The 16110-nt window shown below is 32.3% G+C and carries 16 protein-coding genes; 14 read left to right on the top strand and 2 right to left on the bottom strand.

Translation table 11 applies throughout. The features are described from left to right. Positions 1-13: 13 nt before the first annotated feature. From msrA to sucB, 12 genes are all read left to right on the top strand, one after another. Entirely contained in the window at positions 14-541 is a 528-nt protein-coding gene (gene msrA, locus ACF91D_RS27625; RefSeq protein WP_107528061.1) for a peptide-methionine (S)-S-oxide reductase MsrA, read from the top strand. Next, the gene (msrB, locus tag ACF91D_RS27620) at positions 534-962 is read left to right on the top strand and encodes a peptide-methionine (R)-S-oxide reductase MsrB (protein WP_042738685.1); all 429 of its coding nucleotides are present in this window, start codon (positions 534-536) and stop codon (positions 960-962) included. The genes msrA and msrB overlap by 8 nt, the downstream gene beginning before the upstream one ends. A gap of 14 nt (positions 963-976) precedes the next feature. Next, a complete protein-coding gene (locus ACF91D_RS27615) occupies positions 977-1477 on the top strand; it encodes a PTS sugar transporter subunit IIA (protein WP_107512867.1) in 501 nt (166 codons plus the stop codon). Beyond that, positions 1477-1698 carry a YozE family protein gene (locus tag ACF91D_RS27610; RefSeq protein ID WP_042738687.1) on the top strand — a complete coding sequence of 74 codons (222 nt, stop codon included), beginning with the start codon at positions 1477-1479 and terminating at the stop codon, positions 1696-1698. The genes ACF91D_RS27615 and ACF91D_RS27610 overlap by 1 nt, the downstream gene beginning before the upstream one ends. A gap of 157 nt (positions 1699-1855) precedes the next feature. Further along, positions 1856-3313 carry a S41 family peptidase gene (locus tag ACF91D_RS27605; protein WP_119624394.1) on the top strand — a complete coding sequence of 486 codons (1458 nt, stop codon included), beginning with the start codon at positions 1856-1858 and terminating at the stop codon, positions 3311-3313. Positions 3314-3331: 18 nt separating this feature from the next. After that, positions 3332-3841, top strand: a complete 510-nt coding sequence (locus tag ACF91D_RS27600; RefSeq protein ID WP_107527948.1) for a GNAT family N-acetyltransferase — start codon at positions 3332-3334, stop codon at positions 3839-3841. A 10-nt stretch (positions 3842-3851) separates the two neighbouring features. Then, complete coding sequence (locus ACF91D_RS27595; protein ID WP_107527949.1) at positions 3852-4922, top strand: undecaprenyldiphospho-muramoylpentapeptide beta-N-acetylglucosaminyltransferase; 1071 nt, start codon at positions 3852-3854, stop codon at positions 4920-4922. An 18-nt stretch (positions 4923-4940) separates the two neighbouring features. After that, a complete protein-coding gene (locus ACF91D_RS27590) occupies positions 4941-5555 on the top strand; it encodes a phosphatase PAP2 family protein (RefSeq protein WP_107527950.1) in 615 nt (204 codons plus the stop codon). Positions 5556-6021: 466 nt separating this feature from the next. Then, positions 6022-6684: a response regulator transcription factor gene (locus tag ACF91D_RS27585; RefSeq protein WP_107512864.1), complete on the top strand. Its 663-nt coding sequence runs from the start codon at positions 6022-6024 to the stop codon at positions 6682-6684. Continuing rightward, entirely contained in the window at positions 6681-8036 is a 1356-nt protein-coding gene (locus ACF91D_RS27580; protein ID WP_107527678.1) for a HAMP domain-containing sensor histidine kinase, read from the top strand. The genes ACF91D_RS27585 and ACF91D_RS27580 overlap by 4 nt, the downstream gene beginning before the upstream one ends. Before the next feature lie 195 nt (positions 8037-8231). Continuing rightward, a complete protein-coding gene (locus tag ACF91D_RS27575; protein ID WP_107527677.1) occupies positions 8232-11033 on the top strand; it encodes a 2-oxoglutarate dehydrogenase E1 component in 2802 nt (933 codons plus the stop codon). A 13-nt stretch (positions 11034-11046) separates the two neighbouring features. After that, positions 11047-12318, top strand: coding sequence for a dihydrolipoyllysine-residue succinyltransferase (gene sucB / locus ACF91D_RS27570; protein WP_107527676.1), 1272 nt, complete (start codon positions 11047-11049; stop codon positions 12316-12318). A gap of 273 nt (positions 12319-12591) precedes the next feature. On the opposite strand, the gene ACF91D_RS27565 is transcribed toward sucB, so the two are convergent. Together ACF91D_RS27565 and ACF91D_RS27560 are read right to left on the bottom strand one after the other, a co-directional pair. Next, a complete protein-coding gene (locus ACF91D_RS27565) occupies positions 12592-13143 on the bottom strand; it encodes an XRE family transcriptional regulator (RefSeq protein WP_107527675.1) in 552 nt (183 codons plus the stop codon). Between the two features lie 226 nt (positions 13144-13369). Then, the gene (locus ACF91D_RS27560) at positions 13370-14245 is read right to left on the bottom strand and encodes a helix-turn-helix transcriptional regulator (RefSeq protein WP_042738697.1); all 876 of its coding nucleotides are present in this window, start codon (positions 14243-14245) and stop codon (positions 13370-13372) included. A gap of 108 nt (positions 14246-14353) precedes the next feature. Between ACF91D_RS27560 and ACF91D_RS27555 the strand changes: the two genes are divergently transcribed. Next, entirely contained in the window at positions 14354-15220 is an 867-nt protein-coding gene (locus ACF91D_RS27555) for a sugar phosphate isomerase/epimerase family protein (RefSeq protein WP_107513325.1), read from the top strand. Between the two features lie 53 nt (positions 15221-15273). After that, positions 15274-16110 (top strand): sugar phosphate isomerase/epimerase family protein (locus tag ACF91D_RS27550; RefSeq protein WP_392438076.1); only part of this gene is annotated, 837 nt, incomplete at its 3' end.

Genomic DNA, 16110 nt, shown 5'->3' with positions numbered 1-16110 from the left:
TAGGAGGGGTTTCATGGCTTATGCGACATTAGCAGGCGGTTGTTTTTGGTGTTTAGTTAAACCCTTCACCTCATATCCAGGTATTGAAACAGTAGTTTCAGGGTATAGTGGTGGACATGTGGATCATCCTACTTACGAAAGTGTAAGTAAGAATCAAACTGGACATGTGGAAGCAGTTCAAATCACTTATGATCCAGAAGTAACTACATTCGAGAATATTCTTGATGTATATTTCAAAACATTTGATCCAACTGATAATGGCGGACAATTCTTTGACCGTGGCGAACATTATCAACCAGTCATCTTTTATCACGATGAACACCAAAAGCAAGCAGCAGAAGCAAAAATACAAGAATTGAACGAACAAGCAATCTTTGATAAACCAGTAATAACACCCATTAAACCGTATAAAAATTTCTATCCTGCCGAATCTTATCATCAAGATTATTATAAAAAGAATCCGCTACATTATGAGCAATATCAACGCGGTTCAGGAAGAAAAGCTTTTATAGAAAAACATTGGGGGAAACAAAATGATTAAAAAGTCAAAAAATGATTTAACTGAAATGGAATATCTTGTAACTCAAGAAAATGGAACTGAACCACCTTTTCAAAATGAATATTGGAATCATTTTGAAAAAGGTATTTATGTTGATAAAATTTCAGGTAAGCCATTATTTACATCTGAAGAAAAATTTGAATCAGATTGTGGTTGGCCTAGTTTTTCTAAAGCCTTGGATGACGATGAAATCATTGAATTAGTCGATAAATCCTTTGGCATGGTTCGAACTGAAGTGCGTTCAGAAGATGCAAATAGTCACCTTGGACATGTCTTTAATGATGGTCCAACTGAAAGTGGCGGATTACGTTACTGCATTAATTCTGCAGCAGTACAATTTATTCCATTCGATAAATTGGAAGAATTAGGTTATGGAGATTTAATACCACATTTTGAAAAATAAGGAGCGAACAAGTTATGTTTAAAAAGTTATTTGGTAAAAACAAAGAAGTAAATAAAGATAGTGAAATTTTTGCACCACTTACTGGAGAATATGTAAAAATAGAAGACATTCCAGACCCTGTCTTCGCACAAAAAATGATGGGTGAAGGCTTTGGAATTAACCCAACTGAAGGTGAAGTTGTATCACCAATTGAGGGTAAAATTGATAACGTCTTCCCAACTAAACATGCTATCGGATTAAAAGCAGACAATGGTCTAGAATTATTAGTTCATATCGGTTTAGATACCGTACAATTAGACGGAGAAGGATTTGAAATTTTAGTTGAAAGTGGCGACACTGTAAATGTTGGTGACCCGATTCTTCGCTTCGACTTAAATTATATTAAAGAAAATGCAAAATCTGTTATTTCACCTATTATTATCACTAACTCTGATAATACTACATCTGTTTCAATTGCTGATGTGGCATCAGTTACTAAAGGTGAAACTAAAATTGTTGATGTGACAATGAATTAATGAAAGACCATTCATTTTATCAATTTGTATTAACCGTACGTGGTCGTAATGATGAGAAAGGTAGATTAGCTGAAGAAATTTTTGATGATTTATCCTTTCCAAAGCACGAAAAAGACTTCCATTCTTTATCAGATTATATAGAAACACAAAGTACGTTCACTATTTCTATGTCTGTGTTTGATGATTTATATGAAGAATATACGGAATGGTTAAAATTTTAAATCACTTAATATTTGTCGATATATATATAAGTATATTAAAATATTAATGTGTCATATAAGATGCTGGGATTAATCGAATATGGTTCAATCCCAGCTATTTTTATTTTCATAAAAAATATAATTGATAAATTGTACATAAGTATTAGGAAGTGATGAAATGTCGGATAATAAAGAAATTCAAGAGCAAGATCAACCAGTAGAACAACAACAAAAACGCGTAAGTTTCAAAAAAAGTAACCTGATTTTATTATTACTGACAACAATTATTTTGACGGTATTAATTACAGTATTTGCTACGATTGCAATTAGCCATTGGACGAGCGGACTAAATGGGCAACAACGTGCTGAAATGAAAAAAGTTCAACAAGTATATAAAATTTTAAATGACGAATATTATAAGAAAACAAATTCTGAAAAATTATCCGAAGCTGCAATAGATGGCATGGTTAAAGACCTAGACGACCCATATTCTGAATATATGACTAAAAAGGAAACAACATCATTTAATGAAGATGTTTCAGGTGATTTTGTCGGAATAGGTGCTGAAATGCAGAAGAAAAATAATAAAATTGAAATTACCAGTCCTATGAAAAGTTCTCCAGCTGAAAAAGCTGGTATTCGACCAAAAGATGTTGTGACAAAGGTTAATGGCAAGTCAGTAAAAGGCAAGCCTTTAGAAAGTATTGTAAAACAAGTAAGAGGAAAACAGGGAACAAAGGTCACTTTAACTATTGAAAGGGCCAATCAAGAACATGAAATTACGATAAAGAGAGATAAAATACACGTTAAAAGTGTAGAATATAAAAAGCATAAAAACATCGGTGTGTTTACGATTAATAAATTCCAAAATAGTACATCTGGCGAACTCAAGTCGGCAATCATTAAAGCGCATAAAGATGGTGTGAGAAATATTGTGATTGATTTAAGAAATAATCCAGGTGGTTTATTAGATGAAGCTGTTAAAATGGCCAATATCTTTATTGATAAAGGGGATACAGTGGTCCAATTACAAAAAGGAAATCATAAAGAAAAAGTAACGGCACCTAATGATGCATTAAATGAAGCTAAAGATATGCATGTCTCTATATTGGTAAATAAAGGTTCTGCAAGTGCTTCTGAAGTATTTACTGGTGCTATGAAAGACTATAATAAGGCAAAGGTTTATGGTACAAAAACGTTTGGTAAAGGTATTGTACAAACAACACACGAATTTAGTGATGGTTCATTATTAAAGTTTACTAATATGAAATGGTTAACGCCTAAAGCGCACTACATTCATGGTAAAGGTATTAAACCCGATGTGAAAATTTCTGAACCAGCCTACCAATCTTTAAATGTAATTCCTAATAAAAAGGTTTATAAACTAAATGATACGGATAAAAATGTTAAGACCATGAAAATTGGTTTAACAGCATTAGGCTTTAAAGTTGATAATGAATCCGAAAAATTTGATAGTTCTTTAGAATCTGCAATTAAAGCATTCCAAAGAAAGAATGATTTAACTGTCACTGGAGAATTTGATAAAAAAACGAATGAAAAATTCACTCAAGAACTAGTTAATAAAGCTAATGGTGAAGATACTGTATTACAGAATTTATTGCAAAAATTAAATTAAATGTAAGAGGTGTTTTTAATGATTAGAGTTGCAACACTGAGAGACTTAAACAGTATTTTAACAATTGTTGAAGAAGCTAAAGCTGTTATGCAGCAAGATAACAATAATCAGTGGGATGAACACTATCCAGTCGAAAGTCATTTTGAAGAAGATATCAATAAAGAAACCTTATATGTATTAGAAGAAAGTGATGAAATTTATGCATTTATTGTGGTCGACCAAAGTCAATCTGAGTGGTATGATAATTTAAAATGGCCTGTTAATAGAGAAGGTGCGTATGTTATCCATAGACTTGCAGCATCAGCAGAATATAAAGGTGCTGCAACAAAATTATTTGATTTTGCAGTCAACCTAGCTTTAGATCATGATATTCATGTCATGATTACCGATACCTTTGCACTTAATAAACGTGCACAAGGATTATTCGAAAAATTCGGTTTCAATAAAGTTGGTGAAGCAAAAATTGATTACCATCCGTATAACAAAGGCGAACCATTTTATGCATATTATAAAAATTTAGAAGAATAGAGGTTTTATTATGTCGAAAATCGCTTTTACAGGAGGCGGCACAGTTGGGCATGTATCAGTAAATTTAAGCTTGATTCCAACTGCAATAGAAGAAGGCCATGAAGCATTTTATATTGGCTCTAAAACTGGTATTGAACGAGAAATGATCGAATCTCAATTACCTGAAGTACAATATCATGCGATTTCTAGTGGTAAATTACGTAGATATATATCTTGGGAGAATATTAAAGATGTGTTTAAAGTACTCAAGGGTATCATCGATGCACGTAAAGTGTTAAAGAAAGAACAACCTGATTTACTTTTTTCAAAAGGTGGATTTGTATCAGTACCAGTTGTCATTGCAGCTAAAAGCTTAAAAATTCCAACAATTATTCATGAATCTGATTTAACACCTGGCTTAGCCAACAAAATTTCGTTAAAATTTGCCAAAAAAATCTATACTACCTTTGAGGATACACTTCAGTATTTACCTCAAGACAAGGCAGATTTTGTTGGAGCTACGGTACGCGAAGACCTAAAATCTGGAGACAAAAAACGAGGTTATCAATTAACTCACTTTAATGAAAATAAAAAGGTCTTACTTGTAATGGGTGGTAGCTTAGGCAGTAAGAAATTAAATGAAATCATACGTCAAAATTTAGCTGCTTTGCAAGAAACATATCAAATCATCCATTTGACTGGTAAAGGCTTGCTAGATTCTGCATATAACGATAAAGATGGTTATGTACAATTTGAGTTCGTTAAAGATGATTTAACAGACTTACTGGCAATTACTGATACTGTAATCAGTCGAGCGGGTTCAAATGCAATTTATGAATTTTTAACGTTAAAAATTCCTATGTTACTCATTCCACTTGGTTTAGATCAATCGCGTGGAGATCAAATTGATAATGCAAAGAATTTTGAATCTAAAGGCTTTGGTAGAACAATTCCAGAAGATACATTAACTGAAGAAGACTTAATTAAACAACTGCAAGAAATTGAAGCAAATAGAACAACTATCATTGAGCAAATGAGCGTTTATAAAGAAAGCTTCACACGTTATGATTTATTCCACAAAATTTTACAAGATGCAAAATAAGAACTGGAGGTGTGTGCAATGAGTCGTTGGAAAAGAATATCCTTACTAATTATATTCACATTGATCTTTGGCATCATTGCATTCTTGCATGAATCCAGATTAGGCAAGTGGATTGATAATGAAGTTTATGAATTTATATATTCATCTGAGAGCTTTATTAGTACATCAATCTTCTTAGGATTTACCAAAGTTGGAGAAGTTTGGGCAATGGTCACATTATCCTTATTACTCGTGGCATATTTAATGTTAAAACGATTAAATATTGAAGCGCTATTCTTTGCAATTGCAATGAGTTTATCAAGTACTTTAAATCCATTGCTCAAAAATATATTCGATAGAGAGAGACCAACGCTATTAAGATTGATTGATATCTCAGGATTTAGCTTTCCAAGTGGTCATGCAATGGGAGCAACAGCATTTTTTGGAAGCTCGATTTATATTGTTAATAGAGTATTAAAAGGTAATTCCAAGGCATTTATGATAGGATTATGTGCTTTATTTATAATTATGATCTCATCGTCTCGTGTATATCTCGGTGTACATTATCCGACTGATATTATAGCTGGAATTATCGGTGGTGCATTTTGTGTAGTATTATCAACATTAATCCTAAGACATAAACTACAAATATAATAAGTTATAATTTTAAAAAGCAGTTAGATGAAAAAATCATCTAACTGCCTTTTTTGTGTCAAAATTTATTATAAAAGCCGATTTTACAAAGTAAAACCGGCTTTTATATTTCACGTCGTCTCGCAACGTTAGTCTTTTACGGGCATATAAAAGGGGATATTTATGAAAATGATTAATCCAACTAAGAACAAATATGTGTGGGGGGAATGTCTTATGTTTGGAATTGATAATCATTTTCAATTACATTATACATCACTGAGAATAATTGTCAATTAGAAATCGTAATTTTTTTAAATTCATTTAAAAACGCTTTCTGTAACACTAATTCAGTGATAAAAATGATTATAAATGATATTCATTCTCAATACAAATAATAAAGATTAAAATAACAAATTATCAACAATTTAAGATAATAACTTTCTACATGAATTATTTTCCTTTAATATATAGGTGAGGTGCGGAACTAATGACAAAAATTTTAATTGTAGAAGATGAACAAAATCTTGCTCGATTTATAGAACTTGAATTGGAGCATGAAAATTATACTGTAGATATTGAAAACGATGGAAAATTAGGTCTAGAAAAGGGATTAACAAACAGTTATGACTTAATTCTATTAGATCTAATGTTACCTAATATCAACGGACTTGAAATATGTCGCCAAATCAGACAAAGCCAAACAACACCTATTATAATTATCACTGCAAAGAGTGATACATATGATAAAGTGGCTGGCCTCGATTATGGCGCTGATGATTATATCGTAAAGCCATTTGATATAGAGGAACTACTAGCAAGAATTAGAGCCATGTTGCGAAGACAACCTAAGAAAAACATCATTGACATAAAAGGGCTTATTATAGATAAAGATGCCTTTAAAGTTACTGTTGATGGTATGCCTTTAGACTTAACAAAAACTGAATATGATTTACTTTATTTGCTCGCTGAAAATAAGAACCATGTAATGCAACGCGAACAAATAATAACAGATGTGTGGGGATATGATAGTGAAGTCGAAACGAATGTAGTTGACGTTTATATTAGATATCTTAGAAATAAATTAAAACCATTTGGCAAAGATAAATATATTGAGACAGTACGTGGTGTCGGGTATGTGATAAGGCAATGAAACAACGTAAATTACGTACAAAGTGGATGATTATTACAACGACTATCACTTTTCTAACTATATTCTTTTTCAGTATCATAATCATATTTTTCTTAAGCAGTTCATTAAGACATAACGAACTTGATGAGGCAGAAAGAAGTTCTGAAGATATTCAAAAGCTATTTGATACTAAAAAGTTATCCGAAATCACACCATTAGATTTAAATGCAGCGCTAGGGAATTTTCAAAAAGTAATGTTATTTAATGAAGACGGCAAGAAAATAATAGAAACGTCTAACAGTCATTCCATCGATATTTCACCGAGATTGCAAAAAACGGATATTAATCATGTTATCGTAAAAAATGAACAAAACAACGATTATCTTGTTATCACACGTCATATTGATATGCCAAATTTTAAAGGCTATAGTGTCGTCGTACATTCATTGGAAGACTATAATGCACTCGTAAGTTCACTGTACTTTTTAGCACTCATCTTTGGAGTGATTGCAACCTTTATCACTGCAATTATTAGTTACTTCTTTTCATCACAAATAACGAAACCACTCATATTAATGTCGAATAAGATGCAACAAATTCGACGAGACGGCTTCCAAGAAAAAGTAGAACTCACAACAAACTATGAAGAAACAGATAATTTAATAGTCACTTTTAATGCAATGATGTACCAATTAGAAGAATCATTTAATCAACAGCGTCAATTTGTAGAAGATGCTTCACACGAATTACGAACTCCTTTACAAATTATTCAAGGCCATTTGAATTTGATACAACGCTGGGGTAAGAAAGATGCAGCAATCTTAGAAGAATCACTTGATATTTCTTTAGAAGAAATGAACCGTATCACTAAATTAGTAGAAGAATTGTTATTACTTACTAAAGATAATACGAATACTAAATTCAAAGAATTAGAAAACGTGGAAATTAATCATGAAATATCATCCCGTATTAAATCATTAGAACAATTACACCAAGACTATACCTTTGAATTTGAACCTTATGCGAAACCGATAAATATTAAAATTGATCGTTATCAATTAGAGCAAGTATTAATTATATTTATCGATAACGCTATGAAATATGATCAAATTAATAAGTATATTCATATTCAAACCAACCTTAAGAACAAACAAATTTCAATAGAAATTACTGACCATGGTGTCGGTATACCTAAGGAAGATATAGAATTTATATTTGATCGCTTTTATAGAGTAGATAAATCTCGCTCACGAAAATTAGGCGGTAATGGATTAGGATTATCCATTGCCAAAAAAATTATCGAACTAAATAATGGAACAATACAAGTTGAAAGTGAACTAGGGAAATATACCACTTTTAGAATAGTATTTTAACGTTTAGACAGACTACAACTATTAAATGTTCAAATTTTATATGTTACACTATTAAATATAAAATATAAAAAGCAGAACCATTTTAAATGAGGTTCTGCTTTTTTCATAGAACTAGGTTATTGGCACTTTAATTTGAATAAATTTAATGCTATTATTGTTGTGTAAGCGTTTCAACTATTTTGTGGAGGGTGTAAAATGAGCAACGAAAAACAGGTTTCCGAGGCACCTGTAAATTTCGGGGCAAATCTTGGATATGTTTTGGATTTATATGATATATATCTAAACGATCCTGCTTCAGTCCCTGAAGATTTGCAAGTCCTATTTAGTACAATTAAAGACGGTGAAGCAAACATCGCAACAAATACAACAAATCAATCTCAATCGACTAAAGGCGACAGTACTATTAAACGTGTGATGCGCCTAATCGATAATATTCGCCAATATGGGCATTTATTGGCAGATATTTATCCAGTCAACAGACCAGCGAGAGAACATGTTCCAAAATTAAGTATAGAAGATTTTAATTTAGATCGTGAAACGCTTGAATCTATCTCAGCTGGTATCGTTTCTGAGCATTTTAAAGATATTTATGATAATGCTTACGAAGCAATCGTACGTATGGAAAAGCGATATAAAGGACCAATCGCTTTCGAATATACTCATATTAACAATAATAAAGAGCGCGTATGGTTGAAGAGACGAATCGAAACACCATACAAAGCCTTATTAAATGAAAATCAAAAAATTGAACTATTTAAAAAATTAGCACATGTTGAAGGCTTTGAGAAATATCTACACAAGAATTTCGTTGGAGCAAAACGTTTTTCAATTGAAGGTGTAGACTCACTCGTTCCAATGCTTCAACAAACATTAAAGTTAGCCAGTGATGAAGGTATACAGAATATTCAAATCGGTATGGCACACCGAGGCAGACTAAATGTACTGACTCACGTACTTGAGAAACCATATGAAATGATGATTTCTGAATTTATGCATACTGATCCTATGAAGTTCCTACCTGAGGATGGAAGCCTTCAGCTTACTTCTGGTTGGTCAGGAGATGTGAAATACCATTTAGGTGGCGTAAAAACTACTCAATCTTATGGAATTGAACAACGTATTTCATTAGCAAATAACCCTAGTCACTTAGAAATCGTTTCACCAGTAGTGTTAGGTAAGACAAGAGCAGCACAAGATGATACGCATAAATCAGGTGCAGTTTCAACAGAATTTAAAAAATCAATGCCAATTATCATTCATGGTGATGCAGCTTATCCTGGACAAGGCATAAACTTTGAAGCGATGAACTTAGGTAATTTAGATGGTTATTCTACGGGTGGTTCATTACACATCATCACAAATAACCGTATTGGCTTTACTACTGAACCACATGATGGTCGTTCAACAACATATTCTTCAGATGTTGCTAAAGGATATGATGTGCCAATCATGCATGTAAATGCAGATGATGTTGAAGCTACTATTGAAGCAATTGAAATTGCAATGGCATTCAGAAAGGAATTCCATAAAGACGTTGTTATTGACCTTGTTGGTTATCGTCGTTACGGGCATAACGAAATGGATGAACCATCTATTACAAACCCACTACAATACCATGAAATTCGTAAACATGATCCAGTAGATGTTCTTTACGGTAAACAACTCGTAAATGAAGGTATTATCACTGAAGATCAAATGAATCAAATTATCGACGATGTACAAAAAACATTACGTGCAGCACATGATAAAATTGATAAAAACGATAAAATGGACAATCCAGATATGCAAAAACCTGAAAGTCTAGCTGAACCTATCCAAACTAAAGATGAAGATGTCAGCTTGGAACGTTTGAAAGAAATCAATGATGCGATGTTAACTTATCCATCAGGTTTCAATGTTCTTAAAAAATTAAATAAAGTACTTGAAAAACGACAAGAACCATTTGAAAGTGAAGAAGGATTAGTTGATTGGGCACATGCTGAGCAATTAGCATTTGCAACAATTACGCAAAACGGAAATCCAATTCGTTTGACTGGTCAAGACAGTGAACGTGGTACATTTAGCCATCGTCATGCAGTTCTACATGATCCTGATACTGGGGAAGAATATGTGCCATTACACCATGTTCCTAACCAAAAAGCGACTTTCGAAGTACGAAATTCACCACTTTCAGAAGCAGCAGTCGTTGGTTTCGAATATGGATATAACGTGCAAAACAAAGCATGTATGACGATTTGGGAAGCTCAGTACGGAGATTTCTCTAATATGGCTCAAATGATATTCGATAATTTCTTATTCAGTGCTCGCGCTAAATGGGGAGAACGTTCAGGCTTAACATTGTTATTACCACATTCATTTGAAGGTCAAGGACCTGAACACTCATCTGCTCGTTTAGAGAGATTCTTACAACTTGCAGGCGAAAACAACACAACAGTTGTTAATTTATCTAGTTCTAGTAACTATTTCCATTTATTACGTGCACAAGCTGCTAATTTAGATTCTCAATCTATGAGACCTTTAGTAGTTATGTCACCTAAGAGCTTATTACGTAACAAGACGGTAGCGGATCCAATTAGCAAATTTACTACAGGAAAATTCGAACCAATTTTACCTGAGGCACATGATAAAAATACCGTAAAAAAAGTAATACTAGCTTCAGGAAAAATGTTTATCGATTTAAAAGAATACTTAGCAAAAAATCCAGATGAGTCTATTCTTTTAATCGCTGTAGAAAGATTGTATCCATTCCCAGTTTCAGAAATTGAAGCATTGTTGAATGAGTTACCAAATCTAGAAAATGTAGCCTGGGTACAAGAAGAACCTAAAAACCAAGGCGCTTGGTCATTTGTTTATCCATATTTAAAAGAACTTACAACAGACAAGTATGATTTAAGTTATCATGGTCGTATTCAACGTTCAGCTCCAGCTGAAGGTGACGGTGAAATACACAAACTCGTTCAAAATATGATACTAGAACAAAGTACAAAAATTAACTAGGGGGAAGTTAAGCATGCCAGAGGTAAAAGTTCCAGAATTAGCAGAATCAATCACAGAAGGTACCATTGCAGAATGGTTAAAACAAGTAGGCGATAGCGTTGAAAAAGGAGAAGCTATTGTCGAATTAGAAACAGATAAAGTAAATGTTGAAGTTGTTTCTGAAGAGGCAGGCGTAATCCAAGAACAATTAGCTAACGAAGGTGATACAGTTGAGGTAGGTCAAGCAATTGCTGTCGTTGGTGAAGGAAGTGGCAATGCAGATGGCGGCTCAACAAATGATGCGCCTAAACAAGAAGAAGCTAAACAAGAAACAAGTAATGAGAATGATAAATCAAATGAGGAATCATCTAAACAAGATGCATCTTCATCTTCAGATAAAGACTCACACCAACGTGTCAATGCTACACCATCTGCGCGTAAATATGCCCGTGAAAAAGGCATTGATTTATCAGAAGTAGCACCACAATCAAATGATATTGTCCGTAAATCTCATGTAGACCAAAGTCAATCAAATAATCAACAGGCATCACAACCTGCTGCAAAAGAAGAACCTAAAAAAGCACAACCACAAAATCCATCTAAACCTGTAATTAGAGAAAAAATGTCACGTCGTAAAAAAACTGCTGCTAAAAAATTATTAGAGGTTTCTAATAATACAGCTATGTTAACGACTTTCAATGAAATTGATATGACAAACGTAATGAATTTACGTAAACGTAAAAAAGAGCAATTCATTAAAGATCATGATGGAACAAAATTAGGTTTCATGTCATTCTTTACTAAAGCAGCTGTCGCAGCATTGAAAAAATACCCTGAAGTAAATGCTGAAATCGATGGAGACGATATGATTACTAAACAATTTTACGATATCGGTGTTGCTGTATCTACTGATGATGGCTTACTTGTACCATTTGTAAGAGATTGCGATAAGAAAAACTTCGCTGAAATTGAAAATGAAATTGCAAACCTAGCGAAAAAAGCACGTGATAAAAAATTAGGTTTAGATGATATGGTAAACGGATCATTTACAATTACTAACGGTGGTATCTTTGGTTCAATGATGTCAACACCAATCATCAATGGTAACCAAGCTGCAATTTTAGGTATGCATTCAATTATAACTCGCCCAATTGCAATAGATGCTGATACTATTGAAAATCGTCCAATGATGTACATTGCATTAAGTTACGATCACAGAATAATCGATGGTAAAGAGGCAGTAGGATTCTTAAAAACAATCAAAGATTTAATTGAAAATCCTGAAGATTTACTATTAGAATCTTAATCCACAACACAAAATAGTTTATAAACCCTAATACAACGGCGTTCAGCGTCGTTGTATTTTTATGCTTTTAAAGATTTAGGGAAATCTACCTTTAAACATACTTCGATTAATTTAAGTAACAATTGAAATAAAAAAACACCTCCGTATGATTCACTTTAAATGAAGTCAACGAAAGTGTTTTTTATATAATTCTACAAATGTTTGGGATCAACTCACAGCTCATATAATCACTATATGAGCTTGTATAAAATAAAGGGATATCTCCTCAATTAATCAATAATGTACAATCATATTAAACCTACATAGGCTTTCTGAATGATTTTCAAATATATGGAAGACATTGCCATTAAACTTTATTGAATCATAGCTGTTAACGTTATAGCGCTCTCCATCTATTGTTAATGATAAATAACCATCATAGACTGTTATATAAACAGTACTGCTAGCGCCATATGGTGTTCCGTTCATAAATCCGTTACGCTGTAAACTAATCATTTTAGATTCGAATTTCTTGTGTATATCAAATGTAAAATATGGATATATTATATAGCCATCATCTGATGATTGTATGGTCTCCAATCGTTCAGCTGAAATTTTCTTCACATGGTTTACATGTATTTCAGTTGTTAGATCTGCAAGTGACAACTTTAAACTATGTGCTATCTTCCATAAAACTGTAAGAGAAGGAGTGGATTCATACCTTTCAATTTGTCCTAACATTGCTTTACTCACTCCAGAAATGGTTGACAAATATTCTAAAGAGTAACCATTTTGTTTTCGATAAAATTTTAAATTCTCTGCAACGATTTTATTGATATCCTCCATTAAACCCACACCTTTATATTCATTTTTCTGTATAAAATAATTAAATCTTTACATATGTTATAACATATTTTTAGACGTTATAACATTATTTGGTATAGGGGAGGGGTCAAGTTATTGTAATAACAGTACATTGTATCATATAGTCGAAAACTAAACTTTGTGATAGTTATTGATATTTTTGATAAAAATACACTGTCATACATATAAGACGAATCGCATTTTTAATTTAACTTGCATTAAAATGTTTATAATAATCTCTTGGGCTACATCCATAAGCTGATTTGAATCTTCTATAAAAATTAGAATAATCTGTGAAACCACATAGATTTGCAACTTGTTGAGGACTTTCTCCTTTTTTTAACATATATTGCGCATTTTGCAGTCTTTTATGTAGCAAATACTTATAGGGTGGATATCCAACTAATTTTGTAAATTGTTCAGTGATTTTATATCTACTTACATAAAATTGTTGCTCTAAATCTTCTAAAGAAATAGGATGGGCAAAATTAACTTCCATATAATCTAATATTTGTCTAACAAGTTCTGAACTGTTCGTTTGGTATGGTTCCAACGTTCTATTATCTTCTGCAACTCTATTTAGAATAATAAAGAATTGTGTTAATAATGCATGTTCATTTAGCTTTTTCCCACTATAATTATGGTCCTGTTCCTTTAATAAACCTTGCCAGATATAATACAATTCTCTTTTTTGTATTTCTGTTAATTGTAAAAGACTTTTGAAATGTACTGAAGAAATATCAAAGCATTGTCCTAAGTCAAAATCTTCAGTAGATAATTTTTTTATCAAATCACGATTAAACCTTAAACCAATTCTTTCAGCATGACCGTCTAATTGCTCATTTAGTTTGTGAAATTCATAGGGTGTGATAATTAATAAAGAACCAACATCTAATTGATATGTACGATCCTCTATTGTATAGATCATGTTGCCTGATAATGAAAAGAATATTTCGTAATGGTCATGATAATGTAGTTCATTACCAAAATGTCCATCACTTATTTTATGCCATGCCGCGTAAGAGCCATGACGATTTAAGGAAATGGTATCTAAGTTGAACATTATTTCATCTTTATATGACATTTAGAATTCCTCCTCAAATAACAATCTTTTCCTCTTTATTTACAATGTTCATAATTTTCTAAAAATATATACTTATATTATAACATTTTTATTGAAAGGATGAGTGACATGGTTAAACCACGTATAGGAGTACAAATGATGATGCTAAAAGAAAAGGTTAATGAAGAAGGTATATATAATGTTTTAAAAAAAGTACACGATCTTGGTTATAACAGTTTTGAAGTATCACAAATTGAAATGTCAGAACATAATGTTTCAGAAATGCAACGTGCAATCAATGATTTAGGTATTGAAATTTCAGCAATGTCTTGTGGTGTTGAAGATATTTCTGAAACAGAAAAATTCCCTGGAGATACATTACAAAACAATATAGACAAAATTATTGCAGATTGTAAGGCAGTGAATTGCAATATTTTAAGAATAGGCATGTTACCAATAAATTATATGGGGTCTAAAGCAAAGGCACTGACATTTGCAAATAAATGTGAGTTTTATGCCAAACAACTAAAAGCTGAAGGAATTGATTTGTATTACCACGCTCATAATTTAGAATTCGTTAAATACGATGGCCATTATATGTTGGATTTAATGCGAGATAATACAACACTTCTTGGCTTTGAATTAGATATTCATTGGATATGGAGAGCTGGACTAGATCCTATTGCAGTACTGAAAAACTATAAAAATAGAATTCGTGCGATTCACTTAAAAGATTACAGAATTGGTGAAATTGATATGGATCAATATCCAGGAGAAGGTCATGAAAAGATTTATTTCATGCTTCATATGATTACTCAGTTTGCGGAACTTGGTGAAGGTAATCTACCATTACCGCAGATTATTCAAGCAGGTTTTGACAGTGGTAGCGAATATTTCTTCGTAGAACAAGATGCACTTTATGGTAAAGATGCTTATGATTGTTTAGTTACAAGCCGTGATTATTTATTGGCTAATGGATACCGAGATTGGTTCTAAACCTCAAAATAACGAACAATTTTGTAAGCGCTAACAAAAGAAAGGTGAATAACATGAATAAAATTAAAATATCAGGATTTTCTGATGAAATTGCTTCGGATTTTACAACACAATTGAAAACTGTTAAAGAGCTAGGTATGAATTATATTTCTTTGAGAGCAATTGATGGGCACAATATTAGTCAATTTACTGCCAATACGATTCAAGACCAAGTCATCCCAAAACTGGAACAATGGGGCATAGCAGTATCTTCCATCGGTTCACCAATTGGAAAGATCTATATTGATGATGAAGTATCTTTTCAACAGCAATTAATAGAATTAGAGGAACTATGTAAAATCGCTAAATTATTAAATTGCGATTACATTAGAATATTCAGTTTTTATATACCAAAAGATAAAAATTTTGATAATTACAAAGTACAAGTAGTAGAAAAATTACAGCAATTTGCAGAAATTGCAGCATCGCATCATGTTACTTTATTACATGAAAATGAAAAAGATATTTTCGGAGATATTGGTCGTCGTTGTAAAACTATTTTAGACGAAGTAGCTTCGGATCATTTTAAAGCAATTTTTGATTTTGCTAACTTTGTGCAATGTGGTGAAGATCCGCAAAATTGCTATAATTTACTCTCTCATTATGTAGACTATATTCATATTAAAGATGCAGTCTATAAAGACAATCTCAATGTCGTTTGTGGTACTGGTGATGGTCAAATTGCAGCAATCTTAAAGCAGTTTTTCAATAATGGTTATTGTGGATTTTTAACATTAGAACCACATTTAGTTCTTTTCGATTCTATAAAAGATTTAGAGATTGAACATTCTACAGAAACGATTGAAAATGCTGCTGCGCAAACTGGCGCAGAGGCATATCAAATACAATAC

The organism is Staphylococcus sp. 231237_7MaSpsaltlick (genome assembly GCF_043107035.1).
Note: the sequence above shows the minus strand (reverse complement) of the source record. Positions and strands in the feature narration are given on the sequence as shown.